General features: G+C 48.1%; 17 protein-coding genes and 1 riboswitch. Of the genes, 8 read left to right on the forward strand and 9 right to left on the reverse strand.

What is annotated here, in order from left to right:
* Positions 1-6: 6 nt before the first annotated feature.
* From rplV to tnpA, 8 genes are all read right to left on the reverse strand, one after another.
* On the reverse strand, positions 7-399 hold the full coding sequence (gene rplV, locus CWM47_RS15785) for a 50S ribosomal protein L22 (RefSeq protein ID WP_100989127.1): 393 nt from the start codon (positions 397-399) through the stop codon (positions 7-9).
* Positions 400-470: 71 nt separating this feature from the next.
* Positions 471-749 carry a 30S ribosomal protein S19 gene (rpsS, locus tag CWM47_RS15790; RefSeq protein ID WP_012930238.1) on the reverse strand — a complete coding sequence of 93 codons (279 nt, stop codon included), beginning with the start codon at positions 747-749 and terminating at the stop codon, positions 471-473.
* Between the two features lie 9 nt (positions 750-758).
* Positions 759-1,583, reverse strand: coding sequence for a 50S ribosomal protein L2 (gene rplB / locus CWM47_RS15795; RefSeq protein WP_100989128.1), 825 nt, complete (start codon positions 1,581-1,583; stop codon positions 759-761).
* Positions 1,584-1,613: 30 nt separating this feature from the next.
* Positions 1,614-1,901 carry a 50S ribosomal protein L23 gene (gene rplW, locus CWM47_RS15800; RefSeq protein WP_100989130.1) on the reverse strand — a complete coding sequence of 96 codons (288 nt, stop codon included), beginning with the start codon at positions 1,899-1,901 and terminating at the stop codon, positions 1,614-1,616.
* 2 nt (positions 1,902-1,903) lie between these two features.
* Entirely contained in the window at positions 1,904-2,533 is a 630-nt protein-coding gene (rplD, locus tag CWM47_RS15805) for a 50S ribosomal protein L4 (RefSeq protein WP_100989131.1), read from the reverse strand.
* A gap of 3 nt (positions 2,534-2,536) precedes the next feature.
* Positions 2,537-3,157, reverse strand: coding sequence for a 50S ribosomal protein L3 (rplC, locus tag CWM47_RS15810; RefSeq protein WP_100993899.1), 621 nt, complete (start codon positions 3,155-3,157; stop codon positions 2,537-2,539).
* A 337-nt stretch (positions 3,158-3,494) separates the two neighbouring features.
* Positions 3,495-4,538 (reverse strand): dienelactone hydrolase family protein, encoded by a 1,044-nt coding sequence (locus CWM47_RS15815; protein WP_100989133.1) that lies wholly within the window; start codon positions 4,536-4,538, stop codon positions 3,495-3,497.
* A gap of 296 nt (positions 4,539-4,834) precedes the next feature.
* Positions 4,835-5,296: an IS200/IS605 family transposase gene (gene tnpA, locus CWM47_RS15820; protein ID WP_100989135.1), complete on the reverse strand. Its 462-nt coding sequence runs from the start codon at positions 5,294-5,296 to the stop codon at positions 4,835-4,837.
* Between the two features lie 215 nt (positions 5,297-5,511).
* Here tnpA and CWM47_RS15825 point away from each other — a divergent pair, with 215 nt between their 5' ends.
* A complete protein-coding gene (locus CWM47_RS15825) occupies positions 5,512-6,456 on the forward strand; it encodes a sugar phosphate isomerase/epimerase family protein (protein ID WP_100993900.1) in 945 nt (314 codons plus the stop codon).
* Here the strand turns inward: CWM47_RS15825 and CWM47_RS15830 are convergent.
* Entirely contained in the window at positions 6,453-7,223 is a 771-nt protein-coding gene (locus CWM47_RS15830) for an SDR family oxidoreductase (RefSeq protein ID WP_100989137.1), read from the reverse strand. The genes CWM47_RS15825 and CWM47_RS15830 overlap by 4 nt on opposite strands.
* Positions 7,224-7,272: 49 nt before the next feature.
* Between CWM47_RS15830 and CWM47_RS15835 the strand changes: the two genes are divergently transcribed.
* The 7 genes from CWM47_RS15835 to CWM47_RS15865 all read left to right on the forward strand — a co-directional run bounded on the left by CWM47_RS15835 (position 7,273) and on the right by CWM47_RS15865 (position 16,822).
* A complete protein-coding gene (locus tag CWM47_RS15835; protein ID WP_100989139.1) occupies positions 7,273-8,616 on the forward strand; it encodes a M16 family metallopeptidase in 1,344 nt (447 codons plus the stop codon).
* A gap of 63 nt (positions 8,617-8,679) precedes the next feature.
* A complete protein-coding gene (locus CWM47_RS15840; RefSeq protein ID WP_100989141.1) occupies positions 8,680-10,056 on the forward strand; it encodes a M16 family metallopeptidase in 1,377 nt (458 codons plus the stop codon).
* A gap of 92 nt (positions 10,057-10,148) precedes the next feature.
* Positions 10,149-10,427, forward strand: a riboswitch (cobalamin riboswitch).
* A gap of 90 nt (positions 10,428-10,517) precedes the next feature.
* On the forward strand, positions 10,518-12,461 hold the full coding sequence (locus CWM47_RS15845) for a TonB-dependent receptor plug domain-containing protein (RefSeq protein WP_240625918.1): 1,944 nt from the start codon (positions 10,518-10,520) through the stop codon (positions 12,459-12,461).
* Between the two features lie 3 nt (positions 12,462-12,464).
* The gene (locus CWM47_RS15850) at positions 12,465-13,514 is read left to right on the forward strand and encodes a YncE family protein (protein ID WP_100989143.1); all 1,050 of its coding nucleotides are present in this window, start codon (positions 12,465-12,467) and stop codon (positions 13,512-13,514) included.
* The gene (locus CWM47_RS15855; RefSeq protein WP_100989145.1) at positions 13,511-14,239 is read left to right on the forward strand and encodes a Dph6-related ATP pyrophosphatase; all 729 of its coding nucleotides are present in this window, start codon (positions 13,511-13,513) and stop codon (positions 14,237-14,239) included. The genes CWM47_RS15850 and CWM47_RS15855 overlap by 4 nt, the downstream gene beginning before the upstream one ends.
* A gap of 246 nt (positions 14,240-14,485) precedes the next feature.
* Positions 14,486-15,016, forward strand: a complete 531-nt coding sequence (locus tag CWM47_RS15860; RefSeq protein WP_100989147.1) for a gluconate 2-dehydrogenase subunit 3 family protein — start codon at positions 14,486-14,488, stop codon at positions 15,014-15,016.
* A 93-nt stretch (positions 15,017-15,109) separates the two neighbouring features.
* The gene (locus CWM47_RS15865) at positions 15,110-16,822 is read left to right on the forward strand and encodes a GMC oxidoreductase (protein ID WP_100989149.1); all 1,713 of its coding nucleotides are present in this window, start codon (positions 15,110-15,112) and stop codon (positions 16,820-16,822) included.
* Positions 16,823-16,859 lie beyond the last annotated feature (37 nt).

The following is a 16,859-nucleotide window of genomic DNA, read 5'->3' on the forward strand; positions in this document are numbered from 1 at the left end:
TTCTGTCTATTGTTCGTTTTCAGGGGTAGAAACTTCAGCCTGATCCAATACAGTGCTAGCTGCGCTGTCTACCACGAGTGTGATGTGGTTTGACCGTTTGCGAATCCGGTGACCACGACCTTGTGGTGCTGGACGAAGACGCTTAAGCATCGGGCCGCCATCAACAAAGACCGTTTTCACATACAAATCTGCATCTTCGATGCGCTCATTTTCGTTTTTTTGCTGCCAGTTGGCAACGGCCGACAAAAGCACTTTTTGCAATACGTCGGCACCAGCTTGTGGCTGATATTTTAAGAGACCTAACGCCCGGCTAACGCGCTGACCACGAATGAGGTCGGCGATTAACCGCATCTTGCGGGGCGACGTGGGCACATCTTTAAGTTTTGCTACTGCTTCCATTTGTTTGGTTTTTGGTTTTCGATAGTCGATTTATTGTTAATTAGAACCTTAAATCGTATACCGTAAACTACTTATCGTTTGCCCTTGTCTTTCTTAGCGGTGTGTCCCCGGAAGTTGCGCGTTGGCGAGAATTCGCCTAGCTTGTGACCTACCATGTTCTCCGTTACATAAACCGGGATGAACTTGTTGCCGTTATGCACAGCGAAGGTGTGGCCTACAAAATCCGGCGAAATCATCGAACGACGCGACCAGGTTTTGATGACCGATTTCTTGCCCGAATCATTCTGAGCCTGAACTTTGTTGTCCAGACGGAAATCAATATAGGGGCCTTTTTTGAGTGAACGTGCCATTGTTATCTGTTACTTTTTGCGTCGGCTAATAATCATGCTTTCAGATGCCTTGTTCTTGTTACGGGTCTTCTGACCTTTGGCGAACTGGCCATTGCGTGAACGTGGGTGACCACCGGATGCCCGGCCTTCACCACCACCCATTGGGTGATCAACTGGGTTCATAACAACGGCACGAACTCGTGGACGACGGCCTAACCAACGGTTACGACCAGCTTTGCCCATGACAACGTTCATATGGTCGGGGTTCGATACAGAACCTACCGTTGCCATACCCGCGCTCAAAACTCGACGTGTTTCACCCGAAGGCAAACGCAGGATAGCGTATTTATCTTCACGACCTACCAACTGGGCGTATGTGCCAGCCGAACGGGCCATAGCACCACCTTTACCCGGTGTCAACTCGATGTTGTGAACGATAGTACCAATTGGCATCAGAGCCAGTGGAAGTGCGTTGCCAACGTCAGGAGTTGATCCTTCGCCCGACCGGATGGTCTGACCTACGGTGATACCTTGCGGTGCAATGATGTAGCGTTTTTCGCCGTCCGCATATTGCACTAAAGCAATACGTGCTGTACGGTTTGGATCGTATTCTACAGTCAAAACTTCGGCAGGTTGGCCGACTTTATCGCGCTTGAAGTCAATAATACGGTATTGCCGTTTGTGACCTCCTCCAATGTAGCGCATAGTGCGGTGACCTTCGTTGTTACGGCCACCGGTTCTCTTAATGGGCTCCAGCAGACTTTTTTCTGGCTTGGAGGCTGTTATTTCCGCAAAGTCGGGTGCCACGCGAAAACGTGTACTCGGCGTTATTGGTCTTAGTTTTTTAACTCCCATGACTGATTAATTGGTAGAGCAATGCTCGGTTTACAGGTCAGCGTAAATATCAATTACCTCGCCCTCTGCAACCGTTACGATTGCTTTCTTAGTAGTTGGGGTCTTGCCCGTCACAACCCGTCCGTTGATGTTTTTGCTACGCTTTTTGCCTAGCGAACGCATCGTGTGAACGGCTTCTACGTTGACGCCGTACATTTTCTCGATGGCTTTGCCAATTTCGAGTTTATTCGCTCTTAGTTCAACCTCAAAAGCATACTTCCCTTGCTTGTTAAGGCCCGTCATCTTTTCAGTGACGATTGGTCGTTTTAGTACGCTCATGGTTATTTGTCGAACAACGTTTGAATGGTTGACAGTGCTTCTTCGCTAATAAGCAGTTGGTCGGCGTTCATCAGATCGTAGGTGTTAACCTGCGAAGCTGTGGTCACTTTCGTTTTCTGCACGTTCCGGCTCGACAAAACAACGTTTGTATTTACGTCTGGCAGAATAAGCAGGGTTTTTTTACCCGTTACATTCAAGTCGCTTAGGAACTGGATGTAATCTTTCGTGCGGGGAGCTGCCAGCGTGATGCTGTCGATAACGGAAATCTTTTCAGCCTTCGCTTTTACGGCATAAGCCGACTGGCGGGCAAGCGATTTCACTTTTTTATTCAATTTGAAGCTGTAATCACGGGGACGGGGACCGAAGATGGTACCACCACCAATAAATACCGGCGATTTGGCGCTACCTGCGCGGGCACCACCTGTACCTTTTTGCTTCTTCAATTTACGTGTCGAGTGAGCATTTTCTGCACGCTCTTTCACTTTGTGCGTTCCTTGCCGTTGGTTGGCTAAGTATTGTTTCACGTCGAGGTAAATCGCGTGTTGGTTCGGCTCAATACCGAAGACCTCTTCCGGAAGCGTGACCTTTTTGCCTGTGTCCTCGCCTTTGCTGTTATATACGATTACTTCCATGACCTACTTCTCGATAATAACGTATGAATTTTTGGCTCCAGGAATCGAACCGCTAACAACGAGCAGATTTTGCTCAGGCAGAACACGCAAAACGCGCAGGTTTTGAACCTTCACACGGTTGCCGCCCATCCGGCCGGCCATCCGAAGACCTTTGAACACACGCGATGGGAATGAACACGCACCGATCGAACCTGGGTGACGACCCCGGTTATGCTGACCGTGTGTTTGACCACCAACCCCAGCGAATCCATGACGTTTCACAACGCCTTGGAAACCACGACCTTTTGCTGTGCCAACAACGTCAACGAAGTCAGTCTCTGCAAATACGTCGGCTACCGTAAGTGTTGCACCTAAAGCAAGCTCCTGCTCGAATTCTTTGAATTCAACCAGTTTGCGCTTAGGTGTGGTGCCCGCTTTTTTGAAGTGGCCCAACTCCGGCTTGTTGCTGTGCTTTTCTTTCTTATCGCCATAACCCAGTTGCACAGCCGTGTAGCCATCTTTCTCGATGCTACGGACTTGAGTTACGACACAGGGACCCGTCTCAATCACTGTACATGCCAGAGCCTGCCCGTCCGCATTGTACACGCTGGTCATCCCGATTTTCTTGCCAATTAAACCAGACATTTGTGTTTGTTTAAAGTAAGCAGGTAAAAAATAGGTATTCATTTTCCCGTTCGGACCTTCCGAATCGGGGCGCAAAGGTAGGTAAATATTCGAACGAATCCTATATCTACTTAACAATCAGGCCCCGAAACGACATAAAAAAAGGTCGGGCGCACAGCACCTGACCTCAAATGGCAGACAAGTCGATGCAATGCAACGGTTGTTTGCCGAAAAAGTCAGATGTGGTTTCTACTAAATCATATAGATGTTAGCGGACCTTCACCCTCGTATGTCGTTAGACTCGATGTTCTGAGTTTGGGAGTGCAAAAGTATTAAATAGTTTGGAGAAATAGAAAATTTATTTTAAAGAAGTTTTTTGCAGCCACTCCATCCAGTCTTTAGCCACTGCATCCCCATTATATTCTTTGGCAATTACGGTACCTGTTGAGTCTCGTTTGAGTTTAAAAAACTGATGGTCGTGGTCGTAGTAGGGTTTTAATGTTAGATTTTTCTTTCCCGCAGCGATAAACTCCAGTGGCAACATATCCAGGCTTGGTGCCATTTCTTCATCAGCCGTTCCGTAAGCTATATATAAAGGGATATTGATCTTAAGTAAATTAGGTAGTGTAGGTTGGGAAAACGAATACCAGGCCCGGTAGGTATCGCCATACATTTTATCTATAGCTTCCGGATAGGTATGAATATCTTGCCAAACCGAATAAAGTTGCTCAATTTCTTTTTGACCTTCTTCTGGATTCATTTCCTTTTTCGTGACCCGCTCACGCATTTGCTGAATCAATACCTCGAACCGACGTCCCTGCTTTCCTGAGAAGAGTATAGTATGTGTCACAGATTTATTGTGGTTTCCAACTAAATCAGCGCCAACCGTAAATCCCTCAGAGCCTCCACAGAATACCACCTTCCGGCTATCGATCCAAGTTTGCTTGACAAGATAATTTATGACTTTGTCGCATTGATCAACGTAGCGTTCGCGGTAGTTATTTGCAAGGTACTTTTTGCTGATAAATTTTTCTGGCGGGTTCGGCTGCGTTAAGGCCTTTTGATAGTCATCCAGAAATTGCTGAGTAGCTATCAGCTGAACACCTGGTTTCTGTATAATCACAAAGTGGTAATCCTTTTTATAATCCCTGAAATGGAAGGGGGCAAGAAGAAAGTACCGGGCACTATCCAATACAATGAACGGCATTGGCTGCGAGCCCTGCCGGAATATAAACAACGGCTTTTTGACTTGTAGGTCCTCCTTTGTCCCGAAAATAATAAAGGTTGTGGTGTCTTTGCCATCTGGTAGATGAAAAACCTGACAGAGGTCTTCGAGACGGGTAGTTTGAGCAATTGTTTTTGAAACAATGCAAACGAGTACAAGCAGTAGTAGCTTTTTCATGGTACCTGATTTGATGTCGGGCAAATCAGGCGGCTTTTAACAAGAATGAAAAGCTTTTTAACATCTGTTGGGAATTTTTAACAGCTTGGCTTAGCCACTAGTCCGGTCGCTATGTGACCAGTAATTATCACGGCCATCATTGTTCCTGCAACCATTTCGTCGCTAAGGCGACTAAGATATCCAAATTTAAGGGCCAATATTCATATGTAAACTTGACTTTCGGTCGCGTTAGCGACTTTATGTTTGTAGCAAAAAATAGATCCAAGCACACTATTCGTCGCGTAGCGACGGAACTTCTATTCTATTGGTTTGAAGAGGTACCGATCATCATAAGGTACGTCAAATTTTTGCAAAAAGGCGAGATATTCTTCTTCAAATGTTCGTTTTTGGTGATGCTCTTCCTGATTTAAGATATACTTGACGACCGAGTCAATTTGTGAATGACTGTATGAAAAGGCACCATACCCTGTTTGCCACTCAAAATGTCCCTTAACTAACCGCTTGTTATTAATCCATTTTGACGAATCACCTTTCAGGTCTTGCATAAGCTCAGAAATAGCCTGTTTCGGATTGATACCTATAAAGGCATGAATGTGATCTGGCATTCCGTTAATGGCGAGTAGCTTATGGCCTTGATTCTGAATAATGCCAGTCATATAGCGATATAAATCTTCTTTCCACGATTGTTGGATGAGAGCATAACGGTGTTTAACGGCAAAGACAGTGTGTAAATAGATTTGGGTGTATGTGTTTGGCATGTGCGTTAGACGGTCAAACGCTGGTTCGGTCGCTATACGACCAGTAATTATCAAGGCTGTGTTTTTCTACAAACATTTCGTCACTAACGCGACTTTGGGCGAATTGACTATTGATATGAAGGAATTTGATAATTGCCACATATCGACAAACAGTAGGTTTGCGCCTTTTTCTCATTTACTGTATTATCGCAAAACGCCTGAATCCCGTTCCATTCATGTCTCAATCTGTAACTCGTCGTCAAACGCTGGCGGCTCTGACTGCCTCTGTAGGGGCAACACTCTCGACTAATTCGCTGCAAGCGATGCCTGTGCCAACTGCTCAGTCTTCTTTCACGATTTGCCTGAACATGAGTACGATTCGGGGGCACAAGCTGGGTTTTGTTAAAGAGCTGGAAGCAGCCTCAAAAGCTGGTTTTCGCTCGGTCGAAATCTGGATTGAGACGTTACAGACCTATTTGAAAAATGGGGGAACGACGGCTGAAGCCCGTAAAGTGCTGGCCGATACTGGTATAAAGATCGAAAATGCCATTGGGTTTGCTCCCTGGATTATTGACGATGAAGCCGCCCGTGCAAAGGGACTTGCTCAACTCAAGAGCGAAATGGAAATGCTGGCCGAGGTGGGTTGCAAGCGTGTAGCGACTCCGCCAATTGGTGCGCAATCGCCGGGGAGCCCCAAAGTTGATTTATACAAAGCCGCTGAACGTTATCGCGCTATTCTGGAAATAGGAGATAAAACAGGCGTTGTACCACAACTGGAATTGTGGGGTTTCTCGCCAAACCTGAGCCGTTTAAGCGAAGTTATGTTTGTGGCTATCGAGAGCGGGCATCCATCGGCACGGGTATTACTGGATATTTATCACTTATATAAAGGTGGGTCAGGAAATACAATGCTTCCTTTGGTTGGGAAATCGGCTATTGAGGTTTTCCACGTCAATGACTACACCGCCAACTTTACCCGTGAAAAAATAGTCGATGCCGACCGTGTGTTTCCGGGCGATGGCGTTGCACCAATTCGCGAAACGTTGAAACTCATAAAGCGCACCGATCAGCCAATCGTGGTATCGCTAGAGGTTTTCAACAAAGACTACTACGCACAGGATGCACTGACCGTTACAAAAACAGCAATGGCGAAGATGAAAGCGATGGTAGCCGGGCTTTAGTAAGCCCAGGCCATCAGGCCGCCATCAGCCGAAATCGTTTGGCCCGTGACATAGCCCGATGCGGGCATACACAGAAAGGAGACTACCGACGCCACTTCTTCCGGCTCACCAACACGGTTCATAGGCGTTCGTTTAAGAATAGCTGCTAACTTTTCGAGGTTGGTCAGTACAGGCGTTGCCAAAGGTGTTTTAATATACCAGGGCGCAACGGCATTTACCCGAATACCGTCGGGTGCCCACTCAACCGCGAGGTTACGGGTTAGTTGGAGCATAGCCGCTTTGGTCATGCCGTAGAGTGAGCCGCTACTGGTGTGGGCTAAACCCGATACCGATGAAACCATCACAACTTTTCCGTTGGCTGATGCTTTCAGCAAGTGATAAGCCGCTTGGGTCAACTCATAAGCTGATCGTAGGTTGGTATTAAGCACATGGTCATACTCGGCCGGACTGTAGTCTGCTGTGGCTTTGCGGACGTTGGTACCCGCATTATTAACCAGAATATCCAAGCTATCCCATTGTGCTTTCACGGCCTCAATAATCTGAGCAGCGACACCCGGTTGGCTTACATCGGCCGCTAGCCCCGCTACCGTATGACCTTGTTGTCGGTACTCTGCCAGTTGTTGCTGGAGCAACGAATTGTCGCGGGCGACGATGAAGACAGAAGCACCGAGGTCCAGAAACTGCCGGACAATAGCCTCACCGATTCCTTTGGTTCCGCCCGTTACAAGGGCGTGTTGGCCGCTAAGCGACCAGAGCGATTGGTTCATGAGCTAAAGGTCATTAATTTTAGCTTTTCTCCAAACTAAAAACTAGCTCATGAACAAACGAATGGGGCTTTTAGCCGTATTGACACTCTCGGTAAGTGTTGTACTGGCCCAAAATAAGCCCAAAGCGGAGGACGTACAGACGTTCACGCTCAAGAATGGTATGAAATTCATGGTTCTCGAAGACCATTCCATTCCCAACGCTAACTTTTACTCATTCTGGAAAGTTGGCTCCCGTAACGAAGTACACGGAATAACTGGTCTGTCTCACTTTTTTGAGCACATGATGTTCAATGGTGCTAAAAAGTACGGCCCTAAACAGTTTGACCGCGTGATGGAAGCCAATGGCGGCTCAAACAATGCCTATACAACGCAAAATACGACAGTGTATACAGACTGGTTCCAAAGCGGGGCGCTGGAAACGATTTTCGGCTTGGAAGCCGACCGGATTCGTGATCTGGCCATTGACCCAAAAATGGTAGACAGTGAGCGGGGTGTGGTGCTGTCGGAGCGGAGTACGGGGCTGGAAAATAGTAATTATCGGGTTATCAGTGAACTGGTAGAGGCTACAGCTTTTGTCGAGCATCCGTATATGTTTCCGGTTATAGGCTTTGAGTCGGATATTAAAAAGTGGACGCAAGCCGATCTGGAAAAGTATTTCAAAACCTACTACTCACCGAATAACGCGGTAGCTGTGGTTGTGGGAGATGTAACGCCGGCACAGGTGAAGAAACTTGCAGAGCAATATATTGAGCCCATTCCAGCGCAAAAAATGCCCGATAGCCTGCGTACCGTTGAGCCACCCCAAAACGGCGAACGGCGCGTAACGACCTACAAAGACGTAGCAACGCCGAATATTTTGCTGGCTTATCATACACCCGCTACCCGTCACCCCGACTATTACGCGCTCGATTTGCTGAGTGGTGTTTTAAGTTCGGGTAACTCGTCGCGTCTTGTCAAATCGCTGGTGCTTGACTCGACCATCGCATCACGGGCATTTACCAATTTTGGCGAATCATTCGATCCGAGTCTACTCTCAATTTATGCCATTGCCGCCAGTGGTGTTTCGGCTGAACAGTTAGAACGTTCGGTGCTGCATCAAATCGATAAGGTAGTTAATGACGGAATTACGGATGTAGAACTGCAGAAATTGAAGAACCAGAAGCTGATGGAGTTTTATCGGACTATGGAGTCGATCAACGGGAAAGCAAACTCGCTGGGTACGTATGAACTGTTCTTTGGGGATTACAAAAAGCTCTACGAAGCGCCATCTCTGTATGAGAAGGTAACGAAAGAAGATGTTCAACGCGTAGCCAAAACGTATCTGACAAGCCGCAATCGAACGGTTGGTTACCTGTTGCCGGAGCCCAAAGCGAATCCCGTTAAAAACAATTGATACGAAACAATTCAAACCTATAAGGTTTCAAAAACCATGTAGGTTTCGCCATAAAATCACTCAATGAAATACATATTCACTCTCTTTATTACCCTCATTGTAACGGGCGCGTCGCTGGCGCAAACGTTCAAGGTGCCGCCCTACCAAAAGTTCAAGCTGAAGAATGGCATGACGGTTTATTTGATGGAGCAGCATGAGGTGCCGCTAATCAATATCTCCGCCGTATTTGATGCCGGGGCCGTTCAGGATGGAAACCGCTACGGTCTGGCCAGTATGACTGCCGAAGCACTGCTGTTTGGCAGTTCGAAATATACGAAAGCACAACTGGAAGAAAAGACCGAATACGTGGGCGCGAGCGTAGATACCTACGCGGGAAAAGAAGTTGCCAAACTGACCGCATCGTTTGCGGTAAAAGATCAGGACTTGCTGTTCGATATTATTCAGGATGTGATCACGAAGCCAACCTTCGATCAGGCTGAATTCGATAAATACAAGCAACGTCAGTTGCTTCAGCTAACGCAACAAAAGGAGAGTCCACGGGGTGTCATGTCCTCGTACTTTAATCGGTTCGTATTCGAAAATCATCCCTATGCCAATCCATTAATGGGTACGCCGAATTCCGTATCAGCGATTTCAGCAGCCGATGCCCGACAGTTCTATCAAAAGAACTTCACCACCGACCGGGCGGCTATTGCTATTGTAGGTGATTTCAGTACACCGGCTATGAAAAAGCGCATTACGGATTTGTTTGGTAACTGGAAAACAGCGGCCGCAACTTCGCCAGTCCTGGCAGAACCCACCGTTGCGTTCGATAAAAGCCGCGTGTTGCTGGTAAATAAAGACGACGCTCGTGAAACAACCTTCATGATTGGCGGGAAAGGAATTACCAGAAATAACCCTGATTACATTCCGGTTATTGTCGTAAACACGATTCTGGGTGGCCGTTTTACATCCTGGCTCAACGATGCATTACGCGTTAATTCAGGGCTGACCTATGGCGCCAGCAGTCAATTTGGCACGCTTCGGAAAAGCGGCACGTTTGCCATTTCGACGTTCACTAAAGTCAGCACGACCACGCAGGCTATCGACATGGCCTTGCAGGTTCTCGACAGTTTGCACCGGACAGGAATCGACGAAAAAACCCTTTCATCGGCCAAAAACTATGTGAAAGCTGATTTTCCGCCCAGATACGAGTCGGCTAGTGAACTGGCGAACTTATTAACGGATATGTTTAGTCTTGGCTTTGACGAGTCATTCATTAATGATTTTCAGAAGAATGTGGATGGCCTGACGGTGGCCAAGACCCGCCAGATTATTGACCAATATTTTCCAAAAGACAAACTTCAGTTTGTACTGGTCGGTAAGGCTGAAACCATTCGGGATAAGGTGAAAAAGTACGGAACCATCACTGAGAAAGAAATAAAGGCCGAGGGGTTTTAAACCCCGGTTAATACAATAGCACAGCGCGTATAGAGGAAGTTACTTTGTAGATTTCTTTATACACGCTGTGCTGTCCTGTTAAAATTCATCTACCTTTGCCTTAAGTTTTCGGTGCCTGATGCTGCTTCATGGTAGCTTTCAAGGCTTAAAAGGGAAGTTGGTGTAAAACCAATGCTGTCCCCGCAACTGTAAGTCTTAAGGAATGGGTAATTGATAATGTAGAATGAATAATGGTGTCAAATCCATATTCCATTTTTCAGTGTCCATTCCAAAATCGGTTCAATCTACGTAACCACTGCGCTGAGTATCAGTGTGGGAAGGTCCGAACCGATGAGACGAGCCAGGAGACCTGCCGAAGACCATCCGTTGTTCTGGCGTTCGGAGGAAACGCCCCAATCGCGTGCTAATGGGCCCTCATACTGGCGGCCCGTTGTTTAAAGGCACTCTTTTTGTACAATATATTGAAACAGATCACCCTTCATTGGTGGATTATTGGCCTGTTGTTCGGCTGGTTAGCTGGGCATAGCAGTTTCGCGCAAACCGATTCATTGGCGCAGTCGGCGTCTGTTGTTTCGTTGTCGGCAATAACGGTACGGGCTATTGCGCCCGAACGGTTCCTGGCGGGGCAGAAACTTCAGCGTATCGACTCGACAACGCTGCTCCAGTTTCGTTTTGGGTCGCTAACAGATTTACTGTCGTTCAATACCCCATTGGCATTCAAAAATTACGGCCCCGGTCAGTTGGCAACGGTTGCCTTTCGGGGAACCTCCGCGAATCATACCGCCGTACTTTGGAATGGCATCAACATCAACCAGCCTAATCTTGGCCTGACTGATTTTTCAACGCTGCCCGTTGCTGGTTTCGACCGACTGTCGGTTCAGTATGGCTCATCGGCGAGTGTGGTTGGGTCTGACGCTGTGGGTGGGAGTGTTCTGCTAGGGAGTAGTCCTGTTTGGCAACCGGGCATTCGGGTGACGCTGGGGCAGCAGTTTGCCAGCTTTCAAAATAACCAGACGCAGCTCGGTGTCCGGTATAGTACGGCTTTGGGGGCCAACTGGAAGCTATCGGGTAAGACGTTCGCCTATCGAAATCAGTTCAATAATGCCTACCTGTCTACCGAACGTCGGAATTACTTTTTGGAACAGTCGACAACGGCGCAGCGGGGAGTGGTTCAGGATTTGTATTTCCTGCACAAAAGTGGTCGGCAGTTGTCGGTCAATGTGTGGCTGACCGACAACGACCTCATCTTATCTCCCAAAGATACTATCGCCCGCGAACGTACCCGGACGCAATCTGCCCGCTTTCTCACGACTTACGAAACCAATCATTTGACCCTTCGCCTGGGCTGGATTCATGACATTCTTGATTACGCCAAGGGTAATTTTGATCTGCCAAGTCATACAGAAACAGACCGCTTTATCAGCCGCGCCGAACGGGAATTTGCGCTCACGCCCATTAAAGCTAATCTATCGGTAAACCTGCGCATTGGGGGCGAATGGTCGCACTACCGTACTCGAACGGACGGCTATGTCCGTCCATTAATCGAAGAAGACCGGGGTGATTTATATGCACTACTTCGACTTCAGACCGCCCGATGGCTGGTGTCTGCAACTATTCGGCAGGCATTCGTAACGCATTTCAATCCACCGCTCACCCCTTCGTTAGGTGCCGAATACCGGCTGGTGAAGCATACTATGTTTGAACTAACTGCCAAAGGAGCCATAAGCCGGAGTTATCGCGTGCCAACGCTCAATGAACGTTATTGGGCTGATTTGGGCAACCCGAACCTGTTGCCCGAACGTGGTTTCAATCTGGAAGCCGGACTTGCTTCAACGCTTGTTCTCAACGAAAACCTACGCTTAACATCTGAAGCAACGGTCTACCGAAATCGGGTTGACAATTGGACGTACTGGAATCCGGCCACAAACTATCATGTCGAAAATTTGCAGCTAGTTCTCGCTCGTGGAGGAGAACTGACCGCATCGCTGGCATACGTCAATAAAATCTGGCGGGCTGGTTTTCGAGCAGGGTACGCCCTGACACGCTCATCGCAGGAGCGGGCGTATGATACCTATTCGCAGGATGTCGTAGGCAAGCAACTGGTCTACGTTCCCATCCACACCGAAACACTCAATGCCTATTTGCAGCGTGGTCAAACGCGCCTGACTATACAAACGCAGGCCAGTTCGCGCCGGTACATCACCTTCGACAATAGTCAGTTTTTTAAGGGCGTTGCACTAACGAATCTACTTCTGGAAACAACAACTAAACTCGGCCCGGTCCCCATTCGGCTACAGGGTCAAATCAATAATGTATTCGATGCCTTATCGTTCAGTGTGAAGCGGAATGCTTTGCCGGGACGAAACTGGGCGCTCAATGTTCTTATCAATTTTTCGTCTAACTAAATCATGAAGTACCAATCAACGAAAAGAATTGCGCTTGGCTTGCTGGCCCTTAGCGTTTGGAATTGTAAAACAACTGATCCCGATCCGATTCCTTATGAATCAGGCGTATTTATATTGAATGCTGGCAATTTTAGTGATAACAACGGAACAATTTCGTTTCTGTCGCGTACTGGCAATACGGTTGCAACGAATATTCTGCAGGCCGCCAATCCATCCTTACTCCCAAGCGGGGGGGTACAGGGCTATACCGAAGTGAATGGTAAAGGGCTGATTCTAGTCGATAACACGGCTGCAAGTCAGGATAAAGTAGAGATTGTTGAATCTGGTACATTTAAGTCACGTGCTACGTTGAAATCGCCGGATATCGAGAACCCACGTCAGGTGATTTCGGCCGGGCCTAATAAAGCCTACATAAGTTGCTGGGATGTTTCAGGTTCTGGCGGGGCATTCTATAAAGACCCCGGTTATATTGCGGTTGTTGATCTGAACACAAGTACAGTGGTAAAAAAAATACCGGCGGTGAAAGGTGTAGAGAAAATGGTTATTGCCGGAACTGAAGCATTTGTTGGAAGCAACACCTACAGTGGCGATAAAACGCTCCTAATCATTGACCTGAATACCGACACCGAAAAACAACGTATTGCTTTTGGGTCAACTCCTGAACCATTGGCCCTGGATGCAACAGGTAAATTATGGATTCAGACGGGTAATGATCTAGTTCAGCTTGATCCTCAAACCCGACTGATTGCCAAACGATTGACCTTCGCCAGTGCACCCGGGTCGGTTACCTTTAGTACAGATAAACGTTCGTTCATTTATACGTTAAACGGTAAAACATACCGGTTGCCTGTAGACGCCAATTCTGCTTTGGGTAGCCAGATTTTGGCTCGCTCATTTAGCTCGCTTGGCATCGATCCGCAAACCAAACGAATTTACGGCAGCGTTATTCCTTCTTATAAACAGGCGGGTTATGTGCTTCGATACGAGGAAAGTGGGGCGCTAATTGACTCTGTTAAGGCAGAAATTGCCCCATCGGGCTTTTACTTCCGATGAGCCGTCAACCGGCTATTATGAACTGGAGCGGGGGCAAAGATTCGGCTCTCGCTCTGTATCATAGTTTTCGTTCAGAGCGTTGGCACATACAAACGTTGCTGACCAGCGTTAACGAAGAGTATGGTCGGGTGAGTATGCACGGCGTCCGAACGGAGTTGATGACGGCTCAGGCTGAACGGTTGGGCATTCCATTGCAGCTATTACGTTTTTCGGGCAATGTGTCGATGGAGGTATATGACGCTCAGATGCAGAGGAGGCTTCAGGAGCTTTCCCGGAAAGGAATTACCCATTCCATCTTTGGCGATATTTTTCTGGAAGACCTGCGCCTGTATCGGGAAACACAGTTGCAACGGGTAAATCTCAGGGGCGAATTTCCGCTCTGGCAGCGAAACACCACCGAACTGGTTCATGAATTTTTGGATTTGGGCTTCAAAGCGGTGCTTGTCTGCGTCAATGAAAAGCACTTAAACGCTGATTTCCTGGGTCGCGAACTTGATCTGGACTTATTGAAAGATCTGCCCCGAACAGTCGACCCTTGTGGCGAAAATGGTGAGTATCATTCCTTTGTCTACGATGGCCCCATCTTTTCCAGTCCTGTTTCGTTTACAAAAGGAGAATCTGTTCGTCGAATATATACTACATCTGGCAGCACCGACTGCCACGCCGATCAACCCGATACCCGTTGGGATACTGGGTTCTGGTACCAGGATTTGATTCTTCAGTAATTATGTACAACGGACGGGGTCGCCCGCTCGGTGGTAATCCGTTCGTTGTACATCAACCGGGTATCTCGCAACTCGAATCCCAAAAAATAGTACATAAAGGCGTGCCACGGCTTCAATCGTAGCACGCCTTTATGCTTTCGTACTAAACTCAATTGAAATCTTGGATATGAACCTGTATATTTTCATCCAATTTGAGGATATTTCACTAACTCGGGTCTTCTAACAACAAACAGTATTCATCACTTTATGAAACGTAGAGAAGCCATACAAAAAGCGGCCCTTATGATGGGGGGAATTCTGTCGGCTCCCACGCTGGCGGGCGCTATGGGACGTGTGACGAACACAGGCCCAAGCGTGCTGGTCTCACCCGACCAGGAAGCCCTGCTTGCCGAAGTCGCCGATGTTATCATCCCGACCACTTCGACGCCGGGTGCTAAAGCAGCTGGTGCCGAAAAGTTCATTGTACGCGTCATGCGCGACTGCTATCCCAAAGCCGATCAGGATAAATTTTATGCGGGGTTAGCCAAGCTGGATGCCGACAGTAAAACCAAATTCAGCAAAGGCTTCGCTGCGCTGGACACGGCTCAGAAAAACGAAATGGTTAAACAGACCATGACGGCAGACAAGCCTTTTTTCATGCGCATGAAAGAGCTAACGACCACCGGGTATTTCACCTCAGAAATCGGCGCGACAAAAGCCCTCGAATACCTGCCTGTACCGGGACAATTTAATGGATGTATGCCGCTCAAACCCGGTCAGAAGACGTGGGCTCTTTAAAACTTAATAATGTACGATGACTAATCTAAAACGAATAATGATTCTTGTAAGCCATTATCAATTTTCCATTAGTCATTATCCAGTCAAAAACTCATGAACCTCAATATAGATTCTATAAAGGACCAGACATACGATGCCATTGTCATCGGGTCGGGAATATCGGGCGGTTGGGCGTCAAAAGAACTGACCGAAAAGGGTCTTCGCGTGTTGATGCTCGAAAAAGGGCACCAGCTTGAACACGTGAAAGATTACGAGTATGCCATGAAAGACCCTTGGCAAACCCAATACAATGGTCGGCTCACGGAGGAGCAAAAGGCGTCGCACCCCAAACTGGCGCGGGATTATCCGTATAACGAGATGACCCAGAATTACTGGATGAAAGACACCGATTCGCTTTATAAAGAAGAGAAGCGTTTCGACTGGTATCGGCCAAATATCGTGGGTGGTAAATCCATTATGTGGGGTCGGCAAACATATCGTCTGAGTGATATTGATTTCGGCGCGAACGAAAAAGACGGTATTGCGGTCGACTGGCCCATTCGGTATAAAGATGTTGCACCCTGGTATTCGTATGTCGAAAAGTTCGTGGGTATCTCGGGCGAAAAGCTGAACCTGCCTCAACTGCCCGACAGCGAGTTTCTGCCACCCATGGAAATGTATTGTGTGGAAAAAGAGGTGCGCAAACGGATCGAGAAAAACTTCCCCGGCCGGACCATGACCATTGGGCGGGTAGCTAACCTGTCGAAGGCGGGTCAGGCGCAACTGGGTGTTGGTCGCGCTCCGTGTCAGTATCGTAACAAATGCTCGCTGGGTTGCCCATACGGGGCTTACTTCAGCACGCAGTCGTGTACCTTACCGCCAGCCGCCAAAACAGGTCGGTTGACGCTTCGTCCCGATTCGGTCGTTACCGAGATTCTGTACGACGAGAATAAGAAAAAGGCCACTGGCGTGCGTATCGTTGATGCCGTGACCATGCAGAGCAAAGAATATAACGCCAGCATTGTTTTCGTATGCGGCAGTACGCTTGGCTCAACGTCGGTTCTGTTGAACTCCAAATCGGCTCGCTTCCCGAACGGGATGGGGAACGATTCCGGCGAACTTGGCCACAACCTGATGGATCACCACTTCCGCATTGGTGCCTCGGGCGATTGGGAAGGCGATCTGGATAAATACTACATTGGTCGGCGGGCCAACGGTATTTACGTACCACGTTACCGCAACATAGGCAACGACAAGCGTGATTACATTCGTGGATTCGGCTACCAGGGTGGAGGCAGTCGGCAGGGCTGGCAGCGTAACATTGCCGAAATGAGCTTCGGGGCCGATTACAAAGAAGAACTCACCAAGCCCGGCCCCTGGACAATGGGATTGGGTGGTTTTGGCGAAACGTTGCCCTACCACGAAAACCGCATGTACCTCGACAAAAACGACAAAGACAAATGGGGTATGCCGCTCGTTGTGTTCGACGCTGAGTTGAAGGAGAACGAGAAGAAAATGCGGGTAGATATGATGAACGACGCTAAAGAAATGCTGGAATCGGCAGGCGTCAAAAACGTCAGATCCTACGACCGGGGTTCTTATCTGGGTATGGCCATTCATGAAATGGGTACGGCTCGCATGGGCCGCGACCCCAAAACATCGGTTGTGAATGCCAATAACCAGCTTCATGGGGTCAAAAACGTATTCGTAACCGATGGTGCTTGCATGACCTCGGCGTCCTGCGTTAACCCATCGCTGACCTACATGGCGCTAACAGCAAGAGCCGCTGATTTTGCCGTGAAGGAAATGAAGCGGAAGAGTATTTAATGAATAGATACACGTATCCCCCGTCGTGCCAGAAACC

Origin of the sequence: Spirosoma pollinicola (genome assembly GCF_002831565.1) — a bacterium.
Classification (GTDB): domain Bacteria; phylum Bacteroidota; class Bacteroidia; order Cytophagales; family Spirosomataceae; genus Spirosoma; species Spirosoma pollinicola.